The following is a 22,416-nucleotide window of genomic DNA, read 5'->3' on the forward strand; positions in this document are numbered from 1 at the left end:
AGCCGGGCTCACGAGTGCGACATCCGCTTGGCCCGGTCGCTCATCTCGGTGTTCTGGAACGCGGCGCACCGCCAGCGGCCGTCCCGGCGGACCAGGGTGAAGGTCTGGAACTTGTCGTGCTCGATCGGCTCGTCCGCGCCGATGCCGCCGACCGTGAGCACCGTGGCCACATCCCGGTCCAGCTCGGTCACGGCGACCGGCTCGACCACCAACTTCGTGCCGCGCTGCCACTTGGTCAGCACGTCGTGGTGGGTGCGCTCGATCTCTTCCCGGCCGCGCAGCGCGTCGCCCAGGAAGATCACGTAGGTGGCGTCTTCGGTGAACTCGCGGGCGTAGGCCGCCGCGTCGGCGTTGTTCCAGGCCTGGGTGATGCGGGCCAGGAAGTTCTCGACAGTGTCGTTCATCGGTCATTCCTCGTCGGCGTAATAGGTGTCGTGGTTATAGGTGTTACGCCACCACTGGAGGCCCTCCAGTGCGCCGGACTCGATGTCCCCGGCCAGCCGGCGCACGTAGGACAGCTCCGCGTCGAGCAGCGTCGTGTGGAACTCGTGCTCGACCCAGAACAGCCGGGGCACCTGCTGCTTCTGCAGCACCTCACGGGCGGCGTGCGCCTGGGCGATGCGGACTTCGAGGCGGCCGATTCGTTCCCGCAGCAGGTCCAGCGCCGTGTCCGGCGGCAGCCCGGCCAGCAGGGCCAGCGCCGCCTCGAAGTCCGGGTACTCCTTGACCGGGGTGCCGACCAGTTCGGCCAGCCACTCGTGGATCTCCACCCGACCGGCCTCGGTCAGCTCGTAGCTGGTCCGCTCGGGCAGCCGCCCCTCCCGGCTCACCCCCGCCGCGGCGATCAGGCCCCGCCGCTCCAGCGAGGTGAACACCGCGTAGAGCGAGCCGTAGTTGAGCCGGACGCTCTCGTGCTTGTTCCGCTGCCGCAGCGTCGTGGCCACTTCGTACGGGTGCATGGGCCGCTCGGCCAGGCAGGTCAGGGCGGCCAGGGCCAGGGGATTGCTGCGCTGTCGGCTCGGCATCGTCGGTCCTCCGAATCAAGTACTCGACTTAGAGTAGATGTCTTGACGGCCGCGCGGTAGCAACCCCTGTCTTGTGCAATAACTTTAACGTCACTAATGTACTTGCCATAGGTTGTTGTACTTGAGGAGGGCGCGTGATCGCGATCGAGGTGCGGGGGCTGCACAAGCGGTTCGGGGAGGTGACGGCGGTGGCCGGCATCGACCTGACGGTGGCCGCGGGGGAGGTGGTGGCGTTCCTGGGGCCCAACGGGGCCGGCAAGACGTCGACGATCGACACGATCCTGGGTCTGTCCACGCCGACGTCGGGATCCGTTCGGGTGCACGGGATGGAGCCGCGGGAGGCGGTGCGGCGGGGGCTGGTGGCGGCGGTGATGCAGACAGGCGGCCTGCTCAAGGACTTCACGGTGCGCGAGACGGTCGCGTACACGGCGGCGCTGTTCGCCGAACACCGGCCGGTGGACGAGGTGCTGGCGCGGGCGGGGATCACGGAGATCGCCAACCGGCGGGTGGGCAAGTGCTCGGGCGGAGAGCAGCAGCGGCTGCGGTTCGCGATGGCGCTGCTGCCCGACCCGGCGCTGCTCATCCTCGACGAGCCGACCCAGGGCATGGACGTGGCGGCCCGACGGCAGTTCTGGGCCCAGGTACGGGCCGACGCCCAGGCCGGTCGGACGATCCTGTTCGCCACGCACTACCTGGAGGAGGCCGACGCCTACGCCGACCGGATCGTGCTGGTCCGGCACGGGCGGGTGGTCGCCGACGGCACAGCCGCCGAGGTCAAGGCTCAGGCCGCCGGCCGGACCGTGCGCGCCACCTGGCCCGACGCCGACGTGTCGTACCTGCGGACGCTGCCCGGCGTGAACTCGGTGGAGGTCCGCGGCGACAGCGTGCTGATCCACGCCGCCGACAGCGACACCGTCGCCCGCTACCTGCTCACCGCTACCCCGGCCCGCGACCTGGAGCTCGCCTCCGCCGGGCTCGAAGCCGCCTTCATGGCCCTGACCAGCGACAACGAGACCGTGGGAGCGACCCGATGAGCACGACCCTCGACCGGCGCGTCCCGCCGCTGGGCGGCTTCAACGCCACGGTCATCAGCCTGGAGATCCGCCGGATGCTGCGTAACCGGCGCACCCTGATGCTCAGCATGGTCATCCCGACCGTGTTCTTCCTGGCGTTCGGCTCCATCACCGGGGACGGCGCGTCCACCTTGGTGTCGATGGCCGTCTACGGTGCCGTGCTGGCCACCACCAGCGGCGGGGCCACGGTCTCCATCGAACGGGCCGCCGGCTGGAGCCGCCAGCTCCGCACCACGCCGCTGGCCCCGCCGGCCTACATCGCCGTCAAGATGGCCACCTCCCTGGTGCTGTCGGCCGCGGCCGTCGGCGTCGTCTACCTGGTCGCCGCCGCCACCGGCAAAGCCACCATGCCGGTCTGGACGTGGATCGTCACCGGTGTCGCCGCCTGGCTCGGCTCGCTGTTGTTCACCGCCTTCGGCCTGTTCGTCGGCTACCTCATGCCGTCGGAGAACGTCATGCAGGTCATCGGCTTCGTGCTGATGCTGTTCTCCTTCGCCGGCGGCCTCTTCCTGCCGCTGACCTTGTTCTCTCCAGCCCTGCGGACCGCCGCTGCCTTCACCCCGATGTGGGGCCTCAACGGCCTGGTGCACTACCCGCTGACTGGCGGCTCCTTCGACTGGTTCTGGGTGCTCAACCTGGCGGCCTGGCTCGTCGTCTTCACCGCCGGTGCGGCGTGGCGATTCAGCAGGGACACTGCCCGCGTGTGACGTGTCCGCCTGCGGCATGTCCGCTGCGGCATGTCCGCTGTGACATGTCCGAAGGGGGCAGGCGGCTTCGACACCGGGGCGACCGAGCAGAAGGAGCAGTCATGAGCGACATCGACGAGATCCGTGACGTCATCACCGCGGCCGAGACGGCCTTGAAGAACAAGGACGCGCATGGGGTGCTCGACCGGTACACGACGGACGTGGCGAAGTTCGATCTGGCGCCGCCGCTGGGCCGCAGCGGCGACGACGCCCGCGACCTTGCCCGCCAGCAGGCGTGGTTCGAGACGTTCGACGGCCCGGTGGACCTGCAGGTGACGGAGCTGGAGATCGAGGTCGGCGGGGGCCTGGCCTGGGCGCACTCGCTGAACCGGCTGTCGGCGACGCCGAAGGGCACGGACTTCGCCTTCGAGCTCTGGTACCGCGCGTCCTATGGCCTGCGCCGCACCGAGCAGGGCTGGCGGATCGCCCACGAGCACAGCTCGACGCCGTTCCACATGGACGGCAAGGACGGCTCGTTCCGGGCGGCGACGGATCTCAAGCCGTAGCGGAGCCGAACCAGCGCTCCAGGGCTTCGACCAGGCCGTCGGCGGAGGACCCGGCCCAGGCGACGAAGCCGTCGGGGCGGATGAGCAGTGCAGGATGACCAGACTGGGCCGGGTGGTCGGCCGAGGTCCCGGACACCACGTCGACCCGGTCCCGCCAGCCATCGGCGACGGAGCCGACGCCGGCGAGGTCCAGCAGCAGCGGACGCCCGGTGCGCCGGAGCTCGGCCAGTCTCACCACCCCAGCCGTGGTGGTCACGGCCAGCTCCGGCACCAGGGCCCCGACCAGCGGATGATCACCGGTGAAGTACCGGATGTCGTTGCCGGACATGGTGTCCACGATGTGCTGTCGGGCGGCGGCCGGGGCCAGCAGCTCGTCGAACAGGGTGCGCAGGGCGGTGATCTTGGACCCGGGCGAGAGCAGGGCGGACTGGGCCTGGGTCTGCATGGCGACCCGCTCGGCCACGGGATAGCGCTCGGAGTGGTACGTGTCGAGCAGCCCGGCGGGCGCCCAGCCCTGGATGGTGGCGCCGAGCTTCCAGGCCAGGTTGGCGACGTCCTGCAGGCCGGCGTTCAGTCCGGGCCCGCCGATGCCGGAGTGGATGTGGGCGGCGTCGCCGGCCAGCAGCACCCGGCCGAGACGGAACCGCGAGGTGATGCGGGTGTTCCGGCCGCGGTTACGCCGCATGAGCAGCGGCCGGTCCAGCACCGGCAGCTCCATCTGCACGTCCGTGCCGAGCACCCGCCGCACGCTGGCGGCGAGCTCGTCCAGTGTCATCGGCACGTCGTCGTCGGGCGCGTCGCCCCACTCCATGGTCGTGACCGACTGGACGTCGTCGAACCGGGCCCAGATGAACACCCCAGTTGTGGTGCGGTGGAAGAAGAACGGCGGGATGTCGCCGTGACCGGCCACCGGCAGACCGGTTGAGCCGGCCGTGGGCAGGACGACGTTGACCGAGCGGCTGACCACTTCGTCGTCGGTGACGCCGGGGAAGTCGATGCCGGCCAGCTTGCGGACGGTGCTGCGGCCGCCGTCGCAGCCGACCAGGAAGTGCGCCGTGAACTCGGCGGCACCGGTCTGCACGGTCACGTGGTCGACGTGGTCGACGAAGCCGGTGACCTCGACACCGCGGCGGATCTCCGCCCCGAGCCCGACGGCGTGCTCCTCGAGGATCGCCTCCAGCCGGGTCTGCGGGCACAGGACCGTGTGCATCGGGTTGTCGGACAAGTCCCGCAGGTCCAGCCGCATGCCGCCGAACATGTAGAACGGCGCCGTCGCCGGCGGCGCGGGCCAGCCGCTGACCTTCTCGTACAGGCCGCGGGCGTCCATCAGCCGGGCCACCACCCCGGCCAGGCCGTTGGCCTTGGGCGCCGTCGCCCGTTCGGGGAGCCGTTCCAGCACCAGCGGCCGCACCCCAGCCAGTCTCAGCTCGGCGGCCAGCATCAGCCCGTTCGGCCCGGCCCCGGCGATCACCACGTCGTAGTCCATGGCGACCACCGTACAGAAACGTGCGCGCCACGCAAAGATGCGGGGCACGCAAATTGGTGCGGGTGGAAACCTGTGCCAGGGTTGCCGGCGTGAGTGAGCTACGGGTGACGACCCGCAACGCCCGGTTCCAGCAGTGGGAGTCGTTGCTCGGCAACCGGACCAAGCGGCAGCGCAGTAGCGAGTTCCTGGTGCACGGCGTCCGCCCCATCACGCTGGCCGTCGAGCACGGCTGGCCGCTGACCGCGCTGCTCTACCCGGCCGGCCGACGGCTGTCCAAATGGGCCACCGAGCTCCTGGGCACGGTGCCCACGACCCGGGTCGCGATGGCCCCGGACCTGCTGGCCGAGCTGGGGGAGAAGGACGACGACAGCGCGCCGGAGCTGATCGCCGTGGCCGCCATGCCCGCCGACGACCTGGACCGGATCCCGGTGCCCGAGAACTTCCTGGGCGTGGTCTTCGACCGGCCGACCAGCCCCGGCAACATCGGCACGGTGATCCGCTCGGCCGACGCCTTCGGCGCGCACGGCGTGATCGTCGCTGGGCACGCCGCCGACGTCTACGACCCGCGGGCGGTGCGGGCTAGCACCGGCTCGCTGTTCGCACTGCCGGTGGTCCGGGCCGACTCGGCGGCAAGTGCACTCGAATGGATTCGCGCCCAACCCGTAACGACGCAGGTGATAGGCACCGATGAGAACGGCACAGCAGTGGTGGACCGACACGACCTGACCGGCCCGACCCTGCTGGTGGTCGGCAACGAGACCACGGGCATGAGCAACGCCTGGCGCGCGGCCTGCGACGACGTGCTGAGCATCCCCATCGGCGGGGCGGCCAGCTCGCTCAACGCGGCCAACGCGGCGTCCATTGTGCTCTATGAGGTAGCACGTCAGCGCAGACTGTGATGTATCTGAGGCACCTCTCCATTCATCTTGGTTTACATTGGGTGTTCACCATGGGGAGGTCGAGAAGGTGGACGACGAGACGAGGCCGGCCGAACGCAGCACGGGGGCTGCTCGGAACCAGGTGCTCCGGGGCCGGCTCAGCCGGGCCACGGAACTAGCGGCGCGCGCGGTGGCGACCGCCGCTCAATCCGTTTCGCAGGGACATTCGCAGGGACAGGGGGAAGACCTGCCGGCCGCGCTCGCGGTGCAGGCCTGGGCGGCCGCCTGGCGCGGCGACTCGCAGCTGGCCGACCAGGCGTCGGCCCGCGCGATGCACCAGCTGGACGCCGGCTGGACCCGTCGACTGCTGGTGGAGCTGCTGGGGGCGCGGCTGCACCTGGGCGACGTGGACGGCTGCCAGCGGCTGGCCACCGTGGCCGGCGTGGAGACCGACCCGGTCAGGGTGGCGCCGGTGCTGCGGCCGTGGGTCTGCGAGTCGATGGTCAACGTGGAGCTGACCCGCAGCCGGCCGGCCCGCGCCGCGCTGTGGGCGGAGCACGCGGCCGAGACCTCGCAGCCGGCGATGTGGGGCCACACCGGGCTCATGCACCTGGCCAACGGCCAGGTCGCGCTGGCCCGAAACGACCTCCAGGTCGCGCAGTTGCGCGCCGGCCGGGCCGCTGAGGCCTTCACCGACGCCGGCATGCCCGGCTACGCCGCCCGATCGCACGCCGTGGTGGGAGCGGCGCTGATCGGCATGGGGGAGCGGGACGCGGCGCTGCGGGAGCTGAGCGCGGCCCGCCGACTGGCCGAGAGCTGCGGGGCCCGCGCCCTGGCCGCCGAGCTGGTCGACGCCCAGCTGGGCCTGTCGGTGCGCCGCGCGCCGCAGGTGCGCAGCATGGACACCCTGACCGTGCGCGAGCACGAGGTCGCCGAGCTGGCCGTGCGCGGCCTGACCAACCGGCAGATCGCCGAGAAGCTCGTGGTCAGCGTGAAAACGGTGGAGGGGCACCTGTCCCGCGTGTTCACCAAGCTGGGGGTGCCCTGCCGGACGGCGCTGGCCGCGCCGCTGCGCAAGATCGACGCCGAACTGGTCCACTGAGACCGCGGGTCGGGGTGGTGGGGGGTGTCCCTATGTCGTTGTCAAGCCGCGGCTGCGGCGGGGACGGGTTCGGGATTCCGGTAGTAGGAGCGGTTGCGCAGCATCGCGTAGACCACGTCGCAACGGCGCCGGGCCAGGCAGATCAGGGCGGCGTTATGTTTCTTGCCCTCAGCCCGTTTCCGGTCGTAGTAGGCCCTGCTGGTGGGGTCGGACAGCGCGGCGAACGCAGCCAGGAAGAACGCGCGTTTGAGTTTGCGGTTGCCGGTCCGGGCGGGGTGCTCGCCCTTGATCGAGGAGCCGGAGCTGCGAGTGACCGGTGCGATGCCGGCGTAGGCGGCCAGGTGGCCGGAGGACTTGAACGCCGAGGCGTCGCCGATCTCCAGCAGGATCCGGGCGGCGGTCCTGACCCCGATGCCGGGCATCGAGATCAGGACCCCGGCAAGAGGGTGCGTGTCGAGTATCTCCTCGACTTCGGCAGCGACCTGTTTGCGTTGCTGGAGAATGGTTTTCAGGCTGTCAGCCAAGCGGGGCAGCACGGTGTCGGCTGCGGCGGTGCCCGGGACGGTGACCGTCTGCTCGTCCAGCGCGGTCAGGATCGCGGTGACCAGTTTGTCGCCCATGCGGGGTGCGTGCGCGGTGGCGATAGCGGTGATTTTGCGTCGTCCGGCGGCGCGGATTCCGGTGGGGCCGCCGCAGCGGGACAGGATCTCCAGCACGGCCGGGTGGCTGATCCTGGGGCCGATTGCGCGTTCGAGTGCGGGGTGGATGCCGGTGAGCAGGCCGCGGATGCGGTTGCCGATGCGGGTGGCTTCGCCGGCCAGGTCGTCGTCGAAGCCGACCAGCACCTCCAGTTCGGCCAGGGCGTCGTCGCCGACGTCGACTGGGCGCAGGGTGTGCGGCAGCGAGCGGGCGGCGTCGGCGATGATGAACGCATCTCGGGCGTCGGTCTTGGCCTTGCCGGGGTAGAGGTCGGCGATGCGGCGCATGGCCAGGCCGGGCAGGTAGGCGACCTGGTGGCCGGCGGCGCGGGCGACCGCGACCGGCAGCGCGCCGATCGTGGCTGGTTGGTCGACCACGACCAGCAGCGGGCCGTGGGTGGCGAGTTTGTCGAACAGCGCCCGGAGTTTGGGTTCGCTGTTGGGCAGGGGGGCGTCGTGCAGCCGCTTGCCGGCAGGGTCCAGGCCGACGGCGTGGTGGGCGTCCTTGCCGACGTCCAGGCCGAGGAACACCCCGAAATCGCTGGTCATCCGTCATGCCGTCCGTTCGTTGTGTGTGGTCGCCGGTCGAGCATCGATGGCCGGCACCCACGTTACGACGAGACCTGCCCGGTGGGCGGCCGTGTCCCTATCAGCGGTCCTTCGATGCCACCAGGTCCGGTGACACCACCCCCCGGATCATGGGTTCGACTGGGGGCGTTAGTCATGCCGGGCCTGGCGACCACGACTCCTTGATCAGGAGCTACGAAAAAGGTAACGGGGACCACCCGGCCCGGCCGGCCGCCCGGCACCGGTTGGTGCGGAAATAACGTGATCGCACGGCAAACGGGTTGATCTTCCCCTACTATTCGCGCGACCCGCCGTTTCACGATCCTGGAGTTCCCGCGATGCCCCACCGCGTCGTTCTGGCGACAGCGGCCACCGCCATGGCGCTGACCGCCACCGCCACCCCTGCGGACGCCACGCCGCTGCCCGTGCCCTACCACGGCAACGCCAACCAGGTGATCACCGTCGTGGCCGACAGCCCGACCGCGACCACCGCGACGTTCACCGCGTGGCAGCGCACCGGGCTGCTGTGGGACCAGTGGACGGCGGTGCGCGGCCCGATCACCGCCAACGTCGGCTCGGACGGCATCGGACAGGCCAGCGAGACCACGTCCAAGACCCCGGCCGGCGTGTGGACGCTGACCGAGGCGTTCGGCCGGCAGGCCAACGACGGCACCCGGCTGCCCTACCGCCAGGTCGGCAACAGCGACTGGTGGGTCTCCGACGTGCACTCCCCGCTCTACAACACCTACTACCACTGCGACGCCGGCACCTGCCCGTTCAACGAGGCCGCCGGCGAGGACCTGGGCAAGGCCGGCGCGGTCTACGACCACGCGGTGGTCATCGACTACAACCGCGCGCCGGTGGTGCCCGGCGCCGGCTCCGCGTTCTTCCTGCACATCTCGGCCGGCAAGCCGACCGCGGGCTGCGTGTCCATCCCGGCCGACGACCTCAAGGCCGTGATGGCCTGGCTCGACCCGGCCCAGGGCCCGGTCATCGACATCGCTGTCAACTGATTCCGGGCGTGTCAACTGGTCAGCAGGTCGAGAGGAACCGGTCGAGCACCTTCGCCCCGAAGCGCAGGCCCTCGACCGGGACCCGCTCGTTGACACCGTGCGCCATCGCGCGGTAGTCGAAGCCCTCGGGAATCCAGAGGGGGGAGAAGCCATAGCCGGGGATGCCCAGCCGGGCGAAGGCCTTGGCGTCCGTGCCGCCGCCCAGGCAGTACGGCACCACCACGGCCGCTGGGTCGGCCCAGCGCAGCGCGTCGGCCATCGCGTCGAACCACGGCGAGTCCACCGGCGCCTGCACCCCCGGCTGCGGGTTGATCAGCTCCCTGGTCACGTGCGGCCCGATCAGCTCGTCCACTCCTGCCAGCAGTTCGGCCTCGCCGCCCGGCAGCACGCGGGTGTCGATCAGCGCCTCGGCGGTGCTCGGGATGACGTTGACCTTGTAGCCGGCGGTCAGCGCGGTCGGTGTGGTGCTGTTGCGGATGGTCGACTCCACCAGCGAGGCCGCGCCGCCCAGCCGCCGCACCGTCGCGTCCACATCGGACAGATCGACCTCGACGCCGAGCGCCGCGCCCACCTGCTCGATGTAGGCCCGCACCGACGGGATGAGCCGGATCGGCCACTGGTGCTCGGCCAGCCGCTGCACGGCGGCGACCAGTCGGGTCACAGCGTTCTCGTCGTTGCGCCGCGAGCCGTGACCGGCTCGACCGCGGGCGGTCAGCCGCAAATGCGACGAGCCACGCTCGGCCGTGCCGACCGGGTAGAAGTGGATGCCGTTCACCCGGTGGGTGTGCCCGCCGGACTCGCCGATCGCCGCCGCGCAGTCCCGGAACAGGTCGGGATGCTCGGCCACCAGCCAGTGTGCCCCGTAGTCGCCGGCGTCCTCCTCGTCGGCGACGAAGGCCAGCACCACGTCACGGCGCGGCCGACGGCCCTCGGCGTGCCAGCCGGCCACCGTGGTCAACACGCCGGCGACCATGTCCTTCATGTCCACGGCGCCGCGACCCCACAGGTAGCCGTCGCGGAGCTCGCCGGAGAACGGGTGCACGTCCCAGTCCGCCGCCTGCGCCGGCACCACGTCCAGGTGGGCCTGCACCAGCACCGGCGGCAGCGACGAATCGCCGCCCGCCACTCGGGCGATCACGTTGGTGCGTCTCGGCTTGCGCTCCAGCAGGGTCGGCTCCACGCCGGCCGCCGACAGCTCGGCGGCGACGAACTCGGCCGCCTCGCGCTCACCCTCGCTGTCGCCGCCACCCCGGTTGGTGGTGTCGAACCTGATCAGCCGCGCGCACCGCTCGACGACGTCCATGCACCCTCACCCGTACAGCTTTTCCACCGCGCCGCTGGCGATGTTGGTCACGATCTTGAACGCCTTCATGGCCTCGGTCATCGTCGGGGCGTCGTAGCCGACCCGCAACAGCGAGACCCGTTCCACGGTCGGGATGACCGCGGCCGCCGCGGCCAGGTGCGCGGCGTCGAAGGCGACCTCCATGTGGTGGCCGGACACCACCGGCTCGACCCGGCCGGCCCGGGCCATGGACAGCTGCGCCGCCTCCTCGATCAGCCGGCCGCTGCGGGCCGGCGGCAGGCAGATCGCCGCGTACCGGCTGACGCACTCCTTGACCGCCGCCTTGTGCGCCTCGGGCACGTACTCGTCGGCGTCGGCGCAGGTCTTGTCGTCGCCGGTGACCAGCAGGACCGGCACACCGTGCTCGGCGGCGACGGCCGCGTTGAGCCGGCCCTCGCTGGCCCGCACGCCGTCCAGCCACACCCCGGTCACGGAATTGCCCAGGTAGGTGTGCGAGAGCACGCCCTCGGCGCCGGCCCCGGTGTGGTAGCCGAGGAACACCACCCCGTCCACCCCGGACTCGATGCCCTGCATCATCGACAGCGGCTTGTGCTTGCCGGTCAGCATCCGGGCCCGCTCGTCGAGCTCCTCCAGCAGCAGGTTGCGCTGGGAGTCGTGGGCCTCGTTGACCAGCACGTCCTCGGCGCCGCCGTCGACCAGGCCGCGCACGCAGGCGTTGACGTCGCCGTTGAACATCCGGCGGAACCGCTGCCACTGCTCGGTGCCGGGCTCGACGTCGGCCGGCCACGTGACTCCGGTCGCGCCTTCCATGTCGGCGGAGATGAGGATTCGCACGATCGGTACGTTACGGGTTGGCGGCCATTGTCGACAATTGTTGACATATTGCCTTACCGGGTGGTTACTTCTTGCCAAACATGGGGAAGGGGAGGTGCGCGTGATGCGCATCAGACGGATCGGCATCGGGCTGATCGCCGCTGGACTGGCGGTCCTGAGCGCGCCGGTGGTGGCGCAGGCCCAGGACGCGCAACAGCCTAAGGTGCTGCGGGTCGCGGTCACCGGCACGATCGCGACAATGAATCCGTTCACGGCCTACCACCTCGGGGACACCGAGATCGGCCGGGTCATGTACGCGTTCCTCACCTCCTACTCGCGGCAGGACTTCAGCCCCCAGCCGGGCCTGGCCGACAAGTGGTCGACCTCCCCGGACAAGCTGACCTGGACCTTCCACATCCGGTCGGGCATGAAGTGGTCGGACGGTCAGCCGATCACCGCCAAGGACGTCGCCTGGACGTTCAACAAGATCATGACGGACAAGGCGGCGGCCACGGCCAACGGCAGCTTCGTGACCAACTTCGACACCGTCACCGCCCCCGACGACAGCGACGTCGTGATCAAGACCAAGCTGCCGCTGGCCACCATGCTGGCGCTGGACGTGCCGATCGTGCCCGAGCACGTCTGGGCCGGCGTCACCGACATCGCCAAATACGACAACCTGCAGTACCCGGTGGTCGGCAGCGGTCCGTTCACGCTGACCAACTTCACCCAGGGCCAGTCCATCACGCTCAAGGCCAACCCCGACTACTACGGCGACACGCCGGCCTACGACCAGTTGGAGTTCCGGCACTACGACAACGAGGACGCCGCCGTCCAGGGCCTCAAGAACGGCGACGTGGACGTGGTCAGCGGCCTGACCCCGGCCCAGTACACCGCGCTGCAGAGCACGCCGAACGTCACCGTGGTCAAGTCCCGCCAGGGCCGAGACCACGACCTGATCATCAACTACCAGGCGCAGACCAACACCCGCCAGCCGGTCGGCGACGGCAACCCGGTGCTCAAGGACCCCAAGGTCCGGCAGGCCATCGCCCAGTCGGTGGACGTCAAGACCCTGGTGGACAAGGCCTACGGCGGCCTGGCCGAGCCGGGCAGCGGCTACATTCCCGCGGTGTTCGGCGAGTTCCACTGGAGCCCGGACGCCAGCCAGGAGCAGAAGTTCGACCTGGCCGCCGCGGGCAAGCTGCTCGACGAGGCCGGCTACCCCAAGGGCGCGGACGGCGTGCGCGTCGGCAAGGACGGCAAGCCGATCAACCTCCGGCTGCTCGTCGACAACAGCATCCCGCAGCAGGTGTCGGCCGCGCAGTTCATCCAGGGCTGGCTCAAGCAGGACGGCCTGGGCGTGACCGTCCAGGCGGTCAGCTCCGACGCGGTCACCGACGCCGGCAGCGCCGGCAAGTACGACCTGCAGATCAACGCCTGGACCGGCAACCCTGACCCGGACGCCATGCTGGCCCCGCAGACCTGCGCCAACCTGCCCGACGCCGACGGCAATGGCGTCACCGAGAACTTCATGTGCGACGGCCAGATCGACAGCCTGTACAAGGCGCAGCAGTCCGAGCTGGACCCGGCCAAGCGAGTGCAGGACGTCAAGGACCTGCAGGCGCGGCTGTACTCGCTGGACAGCTCCATCGTGTTCGCCTACCCGAACGCGCTGGAGGCCTACCGCTCCGACCGCTGGGCCAGCTTCGGCCTGCAGCCGGCGCAGGACGGCTCGATCACCCACCAGAACGGCTACTACGGCTACCTGCTGGCCAAGCCGGTCGCCGCGGGGTCCAGTGGCGGCGGCGCCAACACCGGTCTGATCATCGGCATCGTGGTGGTGGTCGTCGTGGTGCTGGGCGGCGGCGCGTTCCTGCTGTCCCGCCGGCGCCGGGCCGGCGCCGACGAGCGGGAGTAGCCCGTGACCTCGCCGGCGGCGGCGCCGGCCCTGGCCGAGCCGAGCCCGTCCGCGCGCACCGGCGGCGCGCGGTACGTGCTCGGCAAGGTCGGCGGCGCGGTGGTCAGCCTGTGCGTGATCGTGGTGCTCAGCTTCTTCCTGATCCGGGTGCTGCCCGGCGACCCGATCCGACTGCTGACCCGCAACACCTCGCTCGGCGCGGCCCAGGTCGCCCAGCTGCGCCACACGTTCGGGCTCGACAAGCCGCTGCCGGCGCAGTTCCTGGACTACATGGTCGGCCTGCTACACGGGGACCTCGGCGTCTCGCTGCGGTTCGGGCAGCCGGTGTCGGACCTGATCCTGCGGGCGCTGTGGCCGACGGTGCTGTTGGTCGGCGTCGCCTCGGTGATCGCCATCCTGCTCGGGCTGTGGCAGGGCACCCGGGCCGGCTGGCGGCGCGGCAGCGGTTTCGACCGCTTCTCCACCGGCTTCGCCTTGACGCTGTGGTCCGCGCCGACGTTCTGGCTGGGCATGATCCTGCTGGCGCTGGCCGGATCCTGGTTCCCCACCCAGGGCATCGTCGACCCGGACACGCCGCCACAGTTCCTGCCGCAGGCCTTCGACGTGCTGCACCACCTGGTGCTGCCGTGCCTGACCCTGGTCGCCGTGCTCTACGCCCAGTACCTGCTGGTGATGCGCTCGTCGCTGCTGGAGGAGATGAACGCCGACTACCTCACGACCGCCCGGGCCAAGGGCCTGCGGGACGACCTGGTGCGGGGCCGGCACGCGGTGCCCAACGCGCTGCTGCCGACCGTGACCCTGATCTTCATCCAGCTCGGGTTCGTGGTCGGCGGCGCGGTCACCGTGGAGACGGTGTACTCGTGGCCGGGTCTGGGCCTGCTGCTGTACCGGGCGCTGACCGACCACGACGGACCGCTGTTGCAGGGGCTGCTGCTGGTGCTGGCCGGCGCGGTGCTGGTCATGAACCTGATCGGCGACCTGCTGTTGCGCGTGATCGACCCGAGGGTGCGTGCCGCATGACCGCTTCCATCGCTTGGCGGCGCCGCCGCGCCGCCGCCGGGCGGGTGTGGACCCAGTTCCGCGCCGACCGCGGCGGGCTGGTCGGCCTGATCGTGCTGGGCCTGATCGTGCTGCTGGCCCTGCTGGCCCCGCTGATCAGCGACCGGTCCGGGCTGGACGTCACCCACGCCACCGGCGGCATTCTGCAGCCGCCCGGCAACGGCTTCCTGCTCGGCACCGACGAGAGCGGCCGGTCGGTGCTGCTGTTGCTGCTGTGGGGTTCCCGCATCTCGCTGCTGGTCGGTCTGGCCGCCACGCTGCTGTCGGTCGGTGTCGGGACCGTCGTGGGCGTGCTGATGGCCCACTTCGGCGGCTGGGTGCAGGCCGTGCTGATGCGGGTGACCGACTTCTTCCTGGTGCTGCCGTCGCTGGTGCTGGCGGCCGTGCTGTCCGCGGTGCTGACGCCGGGCATCGGGTCGATCATCGTCGCCATCGGCGCGACCGCGTGGCCGACGACCGCCCGGCTGGTGCGGTCGCAGACCCTGGCCGTGGAGTCGCGGCCGTACATCGAGCGCTCGTGGGCGCTGGGGGCCGGGCACTGGCACGTGATCGGCAAGCACGTGCTGCCGGCGGTGGCGCCGCTGGTGTTCGCCAACACGACCCTGAACGTGGCCAACTCGATCATCACCGAGTCCACGCTGTCGTTCCTGGGCCTGGGCGACCCGAACTCGCCGTCGTGGGGCTCGATGCTGCACAACGCCCTGCAGACCGGCGGGGTCACCGCGCGGGCGTGGTGGTACCTGCTGCCGCCGGGTGTGGCGATCGGTGTGGTGGTGCTGGCGTTCATGATGTGTGGCCGGGCGTTGGAGGCCGTGCTCAACCCGCGGCTGAGGGAGCGGTGATGGGCGAGCCGTTGCTGGAACTGCGGTCCGCGACCGTCGACTACCGGACGGCCAACGGCCTGGTGCCGGCGGTCCGGGGCGTGGACCTGCGTATCGACGCCGGCCAGACCGTTGGCCTGGCCGGGGAATCGGGCTGCGGCAAGTCCACAGTGGCCATGGCGGTGCTGCGGCTGCTGCCCCGCACCGCGGCCATCGGCGGCGAGATATTGCTCGGTGGCGAGAACGTCACCGAGATGAGCTGGGGCCGGCTGCGGGCCGTGCGGTGGGCCGAGGCGTCGGTGGTGTTCCAGGGCGCGATGCACGCCCTGAACCCGGTGCAGCGGGTCGGTGACCAGATCGCCGAGCCGATTCGCTTGCACAGCAAGGGATCCACGCAGCGGGTCGAGCACCGCGTCGGCGAGCTGCTGGAGCAGGTCGGCCTGCCGGCGCGGCGGGCCCGGGCCTATCCGCACGAGCTGTCCGGTGGGCAGCGGCAGCGGGTGATGATCGCGATGGCGCTGGCCTGCTCGCCGGGGCTGATCATCGCCGACGAGCCGACCACCGCGCTGGACGTGATGGTGCAGGCCCAGGTGCTGACCCTGCTGTCGAAGCTGGTCGACGAGTTGGACATCGGGCTGCTGATGATCAGCCACGACCTGTCCGTGCTGGCCTCCACCTGCCAGCGGCTGGCCGTCATGTACGCCGGTCGGATCGTGGAGCAGGGCAAGGCAGTGGACGTGCTGCGGGAGCCGCGGCATCCGTACACCAAGGCGCTGGCCGCGGCGTTCCCGACCATCGGCGACGCCTCGTCCCGGCTGGCCCCGCGCGGACTGGCCGGCGACCCGCCCGATCCTTCGGCGCTGCCCACCGGCTGCCCGTTCCATCCCCGCTGCCCGTCCGTCATGCCCGAGTGCTCCGGCACGGATGTCCTGCTGCGCCCGGTGAGTGAGGACCGGGCGTCGGCCTGTCTGCTGGAGGTCGAACCGTGACCCTGCTGCGTGCGGACGGTGTGTCGGTGCGCTTCGGCGCCGCGCGGGCCGTGGACGGTGTTGAGCTGGACATCCGAGCCGGCGAGATCATCGCCCTGGTCGGCGAGTCCGGCTGCGGCAAGACGACCCTCGCTCGGACCCTGTTGGGGTTGCAGCAACCCACGTCCGGGCAGGTGCTGTACGAGGGCAAGCCGCTGCCGTCAGGGACGCGGGGTCTGCGAGAGTACCGGCGGCACGCTCAACTGGTGTTGCAGGATCCCACCGGTGCCCTGAATCCTCGGCACAGCGTCTACGAGGCCGTCGCCGAGGGGCTGCGGATCCACCGTGTGCCCGGCGACGAACGGGAACTGGTGGCCGATGCCCTGTCACGGGCCGGTTTGCGCCCGCCCGAGCGGTTCTTCGGCCTCGTGCCCCATGAGCTGTCCGGCGGTCAGCGCCAGCGTGTGGTCATCGCCGGCGCGCTGGCCCTCAACCCCAGCGTCCTGATCGCCGACGAGCCCGTCGCCTCCCTCGACGCCTCCGTCCGCGGCGAGATCCTGGCTCTGCTGCTGCGGTTGCGGGACGAGCTCGGGCTGGCCGCCCTGGTCGTCACCCACGATCTGGGGCTGGCGTGGAACATCGCCGACCGCGTCGCCGTGATGTACCTCGGGCGGATCGTCGAGAGTGGCCCCGTCGAGCAGGTCCTGACCTCGCCCTCGCACCCGTACACCAAGGCCCTGCTGTCGGTGCTGCCCGAGTCCGAGGGCCCGGCCACGGTATTGGCGGGGGAGACCCCAGACCCCAGCCGCGTGCCCGGCGGCTGCCGCTTCCACCCCCGCTGCCCCCTGCTCGCCGCCGGCCTGCCGGATTCGGTCGCCGAACGGTGCAAGACCGTCGATCTGCCCATTGTGGACGGTGTCGAGCCCGGAGTCGCCTGCCACGCCGTGGAAGTCGCTGCTCCGCGGTGAACTATGCGGGCTTGGCCTACATCGCCCGCCAACACGCACGGCTCACCTCCGGGCAGGGGGTGTCGCTGGTGATCGCCTCCCAGCACACCGACGAAGCAGTGGGTCACATCAACCTGATGCGACGTCCGCAGCCGGGTGTGGCTGGCATCGGCTACTGGATCGTCCCCTCCGCGCGGCGTCGGGGAATCGCCTCCCGCGCCATCTCACTCACGACCGCCTGGGGCCTGAGTGCCGGCGACTTCGCTCGTATCGAGGCATGGGTCGAACCAGACAACCATGCCTCGCAACGAGTGCTGGAGCGCAACGGCTACCTCCGGGAGGGGAGGCTGCGCAGCTTTCTCACCTTCGGCGACCGCCGCGCCGACGTGCTCGTCTACTCCCGCATCTCAGCAGACGCGAAGTCCTGAACGAGTTCCGCGCCGTGGGGTTCACAGCTGCTCCCTGACGTGCGGCGGCGCCTGTTGGATCGGGTGCGGTGCGATGTCGGTCGACTCGACCTCCCACTGCTCGAGTTCGAATAGCTTGGGGGTTCGGCCACGGGCCGGAGGATAGAGGCGTCAGGACTGAAGGGTGAGAACTTTCGGGCCGTCCTCGGTGATGGCGATGGTGTGCTCGGAGTGGGCGGTGCGGGAGCCGTCGGCCGAGCGGATGGTCCAGCCGTCGGGGTCGAAGACGATGCGGTCGGTGGTGCGGGCGAACCAGGGCTCCAGGGCCAGGGTCATGCCGGCCCGCAGCTTGAGGCCCCGGCCGGCGCGGCCGCGGTTGGGGACGTGAGGGTCCTCGTGCATGGTGCGGCCGAGGCCGTGGCCGCCGAACTCGGTGTTGACGGGGTAGCCGTAGCGGTCGGCGACGGCCTGGATGGCGGCGGAGACGTCGCCGAGGCGGTTGCCCTCGTGGGCGGCGGCGATGCCGGCGTCCAGGGCCTCCTCGGTGGCACGGACCAGCCGCACGTCCTCGTCCGCCGGCGTGCCGACGATGACCGTACGGGCCGCGTCGGCGACCCAGCCGTCGATCGAGACGGCCATGTCCATGGTCAGCACGTCCCCGTCGCCGAGGACGTAGTCGTGCGGCAGGCCGTGCAGCACGGCGTCGTTGACGGACAGGCAGATCACGTTGCGGAACGGGCCGTTGCCGAAGTCGGGGGCGTAGTCCCAGTAGCACGACTGCGCGCCGCGGGCCTTGATCAGGTCCCGGGTGCGGTGCTCCAGGTCCAGCAGGTTCACCCCCGGCTCGGCCACCTTGGCCAGCTCGGCCAGCACCTGGCCCACGAAGGCCCCGGTGACCCCCATCCGCTCGATCTCGGCCGGCGACTTCAACTCGATCATGAACAACCCCTCGGCTCGGTATTTAAATACCGACTCTAGCCCTTGCCGGTATACAAATACCAGCCCTATCCTGGGACCGTGGTCCGCAACCCGCTCACCCCGGAACAGATCGAGGCCGGCCGACGCCTCGGCGTGCTGCTGCGCGCCGCCCGCGGCGACCGGGCCCTCGGCGAGGTGGCCGCGGCCGCCGGCATCTCACCGGAGACCCTCCGCAAGATCGAGACCGGCCGCCTGCCGACGCCCGCGTTCGGCACCGTCGCCTGCCTGAGCGAGACCCTCGGGCTGCCCATCCAGGACCTCGCCGAGGCCTGGACCGCCGCCCTGCGCCTGAAGAACGCCTCCTGACGCTTCGGCCGTCGCCGAATCCATCGGCCCGCCTGCTCGCCCTCAGGGGACGTCGATGACGAGCTCGGGCCGGGACCACGTGATCTTGGGCGGAATTGGCGCAACGGTGCCGATCTGACGAGCCCCGACCCGTTGGTAGAACCCGACTGCCGGTGGGTGCGAGACGACCCGCACAGTCGTCGCCCCGAGAACGGCGGCCCGGTCGAGCATGTGGGCCACGAGAGCCGCGCCGATGCCCAACCCCTGGGCGGAGTCGGCGACGAACAGCAGATCGAGCTCCGCCGGCCGCGGGATCAGGCTGTAGAAGCCGGCGATCTCCCCGTCGACCATGGCGATGCCGGTCGGATGATCGTCCAGATAGGACGGCTTCATCCGGTACCCGACCAGGATGGACGCGTATCCGCCCTGATACGCCCGGGACGCGTGCACCAGGTCGGTCAGCGCGTCCACATGCCGCGAGGTTGCTTCGACGATCTCGATCCCACCCATGACACGCAGCCTAGTGCTGGGAAGGGGGCTTTCCCTGCGTTCAACGCAGGGAAAGCCCCCTTCCCAGCATCTGCCGGAGAGACCCGCTCAGCCGGAGCAGCAGGAGTGGCGGCTGTGGGCCACGTAGTGTGGGTCGTGCCACCAGAACTCGGCGTTGGCGGGGTGGTCGGGGACCGGGGCGAGCATGCGGTTGGCGGCGACGTCGGCGGTCGGGGTGGCGTAGGGCTTGAGCAGGTCGTCCACAGTGAACAGTCGACCGTTGCTGACGACGGACCGCACGTTGGCGGCCTGGTTGATGTCGGCGAGCGGGTCGCCGCCGAGGATGGACAGGTCGGCGTAGGTGCCGGGGGCGACGCGGCCGAGGGGTTCGCCGAGCAGCTGGCCGGAGTTGCGGGTGGCGGTGACGAGAGCCTCGTACGGGGTCAACCCGAAGCGGACCATGGCCCGAAGGTTCATGTGGGTGCTGACGGCGGTGTGGTCGATGGGGGAGTCGGTGCCGGTGACGATCAGGCCCCCACCCCGGACCGTGGCGGCGATCTGGGCGACCTGGTTGGCCAGGTTCCTGAGGTTGGCGGTCTGGTCGGTGCTGGTGGCGCTCTGCACGCTGGCCTGCAGTGACGCGTACTCCCACGACGGGTAGAGCGTGGTGACCCGGCGGTCGGCCACCAGGCTGGTGTCGTCACGGAACAGGGCCTGCGACTGGAAAAGGGTCGGGGTGCGGCCGGCGCCGGAGCGGTTGAACAGGTCGATGACGTCCTGGAAGCCGGCCCCGAGGGCGGTGATGGTCCGCGAGTAGCCGAACCGGTTGGTGGCCCCGATGTGCTCCATGCCGTCGCCGCCGAAGGCCAGCGCCGGATAGTGGTAGTGGGAGGTGGCCAGCACGCCGCGGTCGTGGGCCCACTGGATGACCTGCTTCTGCCACTCCGGCCGCAGGCGCACGTAGCACTTCATCAGGTCGTAGTCGAGGGCGGCGGCCCGTTCCAGCTCCCGGGCCAGCTGGTCGGTGTCGTAGGTGGGACGCATGAAGTTGTAGAAGATGCGGGAGCCGTCGATGGCCTCACCGGTGGCGAAGTAGCGCGGCCCGACCCGCTTGCCGGACTGGAACGACTCGCGCTCCTCGACCATGTGGTAGGCGGGGCTGCCGGGCGAGCGGGTGGTGGTGATGCCCAGCGACAGCCACAGCCGGCCCTGCCGGTCGCCGTAGCTGTAGCCCTGCATCTCCCGGTGGTTGTGGATGTCGACCAGGCCGGGCATCACGACGCCGTCGCGGGCGTCGACCAGCTGCCCGTCGACGCCGGGAGCGCTGGGGCAGACCGTCTTGATCCGGTGACCCTCGACGATGACGTCCACATTGGACTGGAGGGTGGGGCTCTGGCCGTCCCACAGCTTGCCGGCGCGGATCACGAGCCGGCCCCGGGGCTGGGTGTTGGTCCAGCTCAGGCCGACCGGGATGGTCCGCGGCGCGGCGCCGTCAAGGCCGATCAGGCGCAGGCGGCCGTTGTTCAGGTACAGCAGGTGCTTCGAGTCGCCGTGCCAGCTGATCGCGTCGGTGACCTCGGCGTTGACCGGCTTGGGCGTGCCGGCGAACGTGCCGTCCGGATTGACGTCCACGACGTGCAACAGGCTGCCCAGGACAAAAGCCATCTTGGCGCCGTCGGGCGACCACACCGGACCGTCGTCGCCACGGGTCTGCAGCGAGCGCTGCGGCAGCGGGTCGACGTAGCGCGCCGCGCCGGTGACCCGGTTGACCAGCAGGATCTTGCTCAGGCCCTCGCGGTAGCGGGCCGAGTAGGGCACGATCGCGGCCAGCGCGATCACGGTGCCGTCCGGGGACCAGGTGGGCCGGCCCGGCTCGAAGGTCGCGTTGAACACCTTCTGCACCGCGCCGGTGGCGACCTCGACGGTGTACACGGCGCCGGTCTGGTCCAGGAACGCCAGGAACTTGCCGTCCCGCGACCACGAGCCGGAGACCGCGGCGGCGTCGGGCAGGTTGGTCAGCTGCCGGTCCTGCCCGGTGGCCAGGTCGCGCAGCCAGATGTCCAGCTTGCCGGCGCGGTCGGTGGAGTACGACAGCAGCTTGCCGTCCGGCGACCACGCCGGGTCGGACTTCCACCGGTTGTCCCGGGTCAGCGGCTGCGGCGCCTGGCCGACGGTCATGGTGTAGATGTCGTTGAGCGCACGGAAGGCGACCTTCGTGCCGTCCGGGGAGAGTACCGGGCTGCCGATACCGACGACCGGCTTGGGCTTGGGGGAGTCGAAGTCCCGGCGGCGCTTGGTGTACTTGGCCGGCTGGACATCCACCGGCGCGGTGAAGGCGATCTCGGTGGCCGGTCCGCCGGACAGCGACCGGCGGCGCAGCGCGCCGTCCGAGGTGTACAGGAAGTCGTTGCCACGCAAGGAAGCTCGGAACGGGAACACTTCCTCGCCGGTGACCAGCGGCTGACCTGAACGGTACAGTTCAGAGGTGGCCGCCGAGTTCAGGCCGGGCGGTCCGGTGACGACGTTGTAGACGAGGTCCTTGCCGTCCGGGGTCCAGGCCGGGGCGTGGAACTGCTGACCGGTGGCCGCGGTGATCGCCGTGCTGCGGCTGCCGTCGGCCACCGTGACGACGTCGATGCGGGTGTTGGCCGCCACGAAGGCGACCTTCGTGCCGTCCGGCGACCACGCCGGCTCGAACTCCTCGACCGGGGTGTCGGACAGCTGGGTGACCTTGCCGGTGGCCACGTCCAGCAGGTGGATGCCGTAGCTGCCGGTCAGGTCCGAGGAGAACACGATGGTCCGGCCGTCCGGGGAGAACCGCGGCTCCCGGTGGTCGAACGGGCCCTGGGTGAGCTGCTTGAGGCCGCTGCCGTCGGCCCGGACCGTCCAGACGTTGAAGTTGCCGTCACGGTAGGACTGGAAGGCCAGCGTCGTGCCGTCCGGCGACCAGTCCGGCTGCGCGATGTCCATCAGGTCGTCGGTGATTCGCCTGGCCGCCCCGCCGGCCGCCGGCACCAGCCACAGCACGCCCAGCAGATCCATGGCGACGGTCTTGCCGTCGGGCGAGAGCTGGCCGGCGATGTTGGTGCCCTGCCGGATCGCCAGCGGCGTGCCGGCCCGATCCGGTTCCGCCGTCGCGACCGGCGCCCCCGTCAACTCCACCCCAGAAATCTCGACACCGGACAACGCGACCGCGCCGGCCACCCCGGCCAGGAATTCCCGCCTGTTCACCGCGGACATGCAGTTCCACCCCCATGTGGTCCTTTTTCGGCCAGACTAGATCAACAGACACACGCCGTACGGGGGTTGCGACTCTTCGTCGCGCGAGGGCGGC

General features: G+C 70.7%; 20 protein-coding genes and 1 pseudogene. 12 read left to right on the forward strand and 9 right to left on the reverse strand.

Translation table 11 applies throughout. The features are described 5' to 3' along the window. Positions 1-8: 8 nt before the first annotated feature. Positions 9-404, reverse strand: a complete 396-nt coding sequence (locus tag JJ691_RS12690) for an SgcJ/EcaC family oxidoreductase (RefSeq protein ID WP_211768973.1) — start codon at positions 402-404, stop codon at positions 9-11. A 3-nt stretch (positions 405-407) separates the two neighbouring features. Next, complete coding sequence (locus tag JJ691_RS12695; protein ID WP_211768974.1) at positions 408-1,025, reverse strand: PadR family transcriptional regulator; 618 nt, start codon at positions 1,023-1,025, stop codon at positions 408-410. A gap of 134 nt (positions 1,026-1,159) precedes the next feature. Between JJ691_RS12695 and JJ691_RS12700 the strand changes: the two genes are divergently transcribed. From JJ691_RS12700 to JJ691_RS12710, 3 genes are all read left to right on the forward strand, one after another. Next, positions 1,160-2,059, forward strand: coding sequence for an ABC transporter ATP-binding protein (locus JJ691_RS12700; RefSeq protein ID WP_211768975.1), 900 nt, complete (start codon positions 1,160-1,162; stop codon positions 2,057-2,059). After that, positions 2,056-2,805 (forward strand): ABC transporter permease, encoded by a 750-nt coding sequence (locus JJ691_RS12705; RefSeq protein WP_211768976.1) that lies wholly within the window; start codon positions 2,056-2,058, stop codon positions 2,803-2,805. Before JJ691_RS12700 ends, JJ691_RS12705 begins: the two co-directional genes overlap by 4 nt. Positions 2,806-2,906: 101 nt before the next feature. Next, the gene (locus tag JJ691_RS12710; RefSeq protein ID WP_211768977.1) at positions 2,907-3,350 is read left to right on the forward strand and encodes a YybH family protein; all 444 of its coding nucleotides are present in this window, start codon (positions 2,907-2,909) and stop codon (positions 3,348-3,350) included. Here JJ691_RS12710 and JJ691_RS12715 read toward each other — a convergent pair. Beyond that, positions 3,340-4,836, reverse strand: a complete 1,497-nt coding sequence (locus JJ691_RS12715) for an FAD-dependent monooxygenase (protein ID WP_211768978.1) — start codon at positions 4,834-4,836, stop codon at positions 3,340-3,342. The genes JJ691_RS12710 and JJ691_RS12715 overlap by 11 nt on opposite strands. A gap of 89 nt (positions 4,837-4,925) precedes the next feature. Here JJ691_RS12715 and JJ691_RS12720 point away from each other — a divergent pair, with 89 nt between their 5' ends. Beyond that, entirely contained in the window at positions 4,926-5,735 is an 810-nt protein-coding gene (locus JJ691_RS12720) for a TrmH family RNA methyltransferase (RefSeq protein ID WP_249227871.1), read from the forward strand. A gap of 67 nt (positions 5,736-5,802) precedes the next feature. Then, positions 5,803-6,816, forward strand: coding sequence for a LuxR C-terminal-related transcriptional regulator (locus JJ691_RS12725; RefSeq protein ID WP_211768979.1), 1,014 nt, complete (start codon positions 5,803-5,805; stop codon positions 6,814-6,816). A 41-nt stretch (positions 6,817-6,857) separates the two neighbouring features. Here the strand turns inward: JJ691_RS12725 and JJ691_RS12730 are convergent, their stop codons facing one another. Further along, complete coding sequence (locus tag JJ691_RS12730; protein ID WP_211764232.1) at positions 6,858-8,063, reverse strand: IS110 family transposase; 1,206 nt, start codon at positions 8,061-8,063, stop codon at positions 6,858-6,860. Positions 8,064-8,419: 356 nt separating this feature from the next. On the opposite strand from JJ691_RS12730, the gene JJ691_RS12735 reads away from it, so the two are divergent. After that, positions 8,420-9,094: a L,D-transpeptidase family protein gene (locus JJ691_RS12735; protein WP_249227872.1), complete on the forward strand. Its 675-nt coding sequence runs from the start codon at positions 8,420-8,422 to the stop codon at positions 9,092-9,094. Positions 9,095-9,113: 19 nt separating this feature from the next. On the opposite strand, the gene JJ691_RS12740 is transcribed toward JJ691_RS12735, so the two are convergent. Both JJ691_RS12740 and JJ691_RS12745 read right to left on the reverse strand, forming a co-directional pair. Further along, a complete protein-coding gene (locus tag JJ691_RS12740) occupies positions 9,114-10,397 on the reverse strand; it encodes a M20/M25/M40 family metallo-hydrolase (protein ID WP_211768980.1) in 1,284 nt (427 codons plus the stop codon). 6 nt (positions 10,398-10,403) lie between these two features. Further along, positions 10,404-11,231 carry a M55 family metallopeptidase gene (locus JJ691_RS12745; protein WP_211768981.1) on the reverse strand — a complete coding sequence of 276 codons (828 nt, stop codon included), beginning with the start codon at positions 11,229-11,231 and terminating at the stop codon, positions 10,404-10,406. Between the two features lie 103 nt (positions 11,232-11,334). On the opposite strand from JJ691_RS12745, the gene JJ691_RS12750 reads away from it, so the two are divergent. The 5 genes and pseudogenes from JJ691_RS12750 (at position 11,335) to JJ691_RS12775 (ending at position 17,351) form a co-directional block, all read left to right on the forward strand. Beyond that, a complete protein-coding gene (locus JJ691_RS12750; RefSeq protein ID WP_211768982.1) occupies positions 11,335-13,128 on the forward strand; it encodes an ABC transporter substrate-binding protein in 1,794 nt (597 codons plus the stop codon). 3 nt (positions 13,129-13,131) lie between these two features. After that, entirely contained in the window at positions 13,132-14,148 is a 1,017-nt protein-coding gene (locus JJ691_RS12755; RefSeq protein ID WP_211768983.1) for an ABC transporter permease, read from the forward strand. Beyond that, on the forward strand, positions 14,145-15,029 hold the full coding sequence (locus tag JJ691_RS12760; protein WP_211768984.1) for an ABC transporter permease: 885 nt from the start codon (positions 14,145-14,147) through the stop codon (positions 15,027-15,029). Before JJ691_RS12755 ends, JJ691_RS12760 begins: the two co-directional genes overlap by 4 nt. Continuing rightward, a pseudogene (locus JJ691_RS53340) lies at positions 15,029-16,773 on the forward strand (dipeptide ABC transporter ATP-binding protein); the annotation flags it as partial. The gene JJ691_RS12760 and the pseudogene JJ691_RS53340, both read left to right, overlap by 1 nt. A 182-nt stretch (positions 16,774-16,955) precedes the next feature. Next, positions 16,956-17,351, forward strand: coding sequence for a GNAT family N-acetyltransferase (locus JJ691_RS12775; RefSeq protein WP_211772288.1), 396 nt, complete (start codon positions 16,956-16,958; stop codon positions 17,349-17,351). Positions 17,352-17,501: 150 nt separating this feature from the next. Here the strand turns inward: JJ691_RS12775 and map are convergent, their stop codons facing one another. Further along, a complete protein-coding gene (gene map, locus JJ691_RS12780; RefSeq protein WP_211768986.1) occupies positions 17,502-18,269 on the reverse strand; it encodes a type I methionyl aminopeptidase in 768 nt (255 codons plus the stop codon). Positions 18,270-18,347: 78 nt separating this feature from the next. Here map and JJ691_RS12785 point away from each other — a divergent pair, with 78 nt between their 5' ends. Then, on the forward strand, positions 18,348-18,614 hold the full coding sequence (locus JJ691_RS12785; protein WP_211768987.1) for a helix-turn-helix domain-containing protein: 267 nt from the start codon (positions 18,348-18,350) through the stop codon (positions 18,612-18,614). Positions 18,615-18,656: 42 nt separating this feature from the next. Here the strand turns inward: JJ691_RS12785 and JJ691_RS12790 are convergent, their stop codons facing one another. Further along, positions 18,657-19,103, reverse strand: coding sequence for a GNAT family N-acetyltransferase (locus tag JJ691_RS12790; RefSeq protein ID WP_211768988.1), 447 nt, complete (start codon positions 19,101-19,103; stop codon positions 18,657-18,659). Positions 19,104-19,190: 87 nt separating this feature from the next. Beyond that, positions 19,191-22,322 (reverse strand): amidohydrolase family protein, encoded by a 3,132-nt coding sequence (locus tag JJ691_RS12795; RefSeq protein WP_211768989.1) that lies wholly within the window; start codon positions 22,320-22,322, stop codon positions 19,191-19,193. Positions 22,323-22,416: the final 94 nt, after the last annotated feature.

Origin of the sequence: Kutzneria sp. CA-103260 (genome assembly GCF_018263855.1) — a bacterium.
In the GTDB taxonomy this organism is placed as follows: domain Bacteria; phylum Actinomycetota; class Actinomycetes; order Mycobacteriales; family Pseudonocardiaceae; genus Kutzneria.

Coding starts and splice junctions, on each gene's coding strand:
- JJ691_RS12790 (WP_211768988.1), bottom strand. CDS start 19,103: ATGGGTGGGATCGAGATCGTCGAAGCAACCTCGCGGCATGTGGACGCG.
- JJ691_RS12795 (WP_211768989.1), bottom strand. CDS start 22,322: ATGTCCGCGGTGAACAGGCGGGAATTCCTGGCCGGGGTGGCCGGCGCG.
- JJ691_RS12735 (WP_249227872.1), top strand. CDS start 8,420: ATGCCCCACCGCGTCGTTCTGGCGACAGCGGCCACCGCCATGGCGCTG.
- JJ691_RS12695 (WP_211768974.1), bottom strand. CDS start 1,025: ATGCCGAGCCGACAGCGCAGCAATCCCCTGGCCCTGGCCGCCCTGACC.
- JJ691_RS12705 (WP_211768976.1), top strand. CDS start 2,056: ATGAGCACGACCCTCGACCGGCGCGTCCCGCCGCTGGGCGGCTTCAAC.
- JJ691_RS12710 (WP_211768977.1), top strand. CDS start 2,907: ATGAGCGACATCGACGAGATCCGTGACGTCATCACCGCGGCCGAGACG.
- JJ691_RS12750 (WP_211768982.1), top strand. CDS start 11,335: ATGCGCATCAGACGGATCGGCATCGGGCTGATCGCCGCTGGACTGGCG.
- JJ691_RS12690 (WP_211768973.1), bottom strand. CDS start 404: ATGAACGACACTGTCGAGAACTTCCTGGCCCGCATCACCCAGGCCTGG.
- map (WP_211768986.1), bottom strand. CDS start 18,269: ATGATCGAGTTGAAGTCGCCGGCCGAGATCGAGCGGATGGGGGTCACC.
- JJ691_RS12740 (WP_211768980.1), bottom strand. CDS start 10,397: ATGGACGTCGTCGAGCGGTGCGCGCGGCTGATCAGGTTCGACACCACC.
- JJ691_RS12730 (WP_211764232.1), bottom strand. CDS start 8,063: ATGACCAGCGATTTCGGGGTGTTCCTCGGCCTGGACGTCGGCAAGGAC.
- JJ691_RS12760 (WP_211768984.1), top strand. CDS start 14,145: ATGACCGCTTCCATCGCTTGGCGGCGCCGCCGCGCCGCCGCCGGGCGG.
- JJ691_RS12715 (WP_211768978.1), bottom strand. CDS start 4,836: ATGGACTACGACGTGGTGATCGCCGGGGCCGGGCCGAACGGGCTGATG.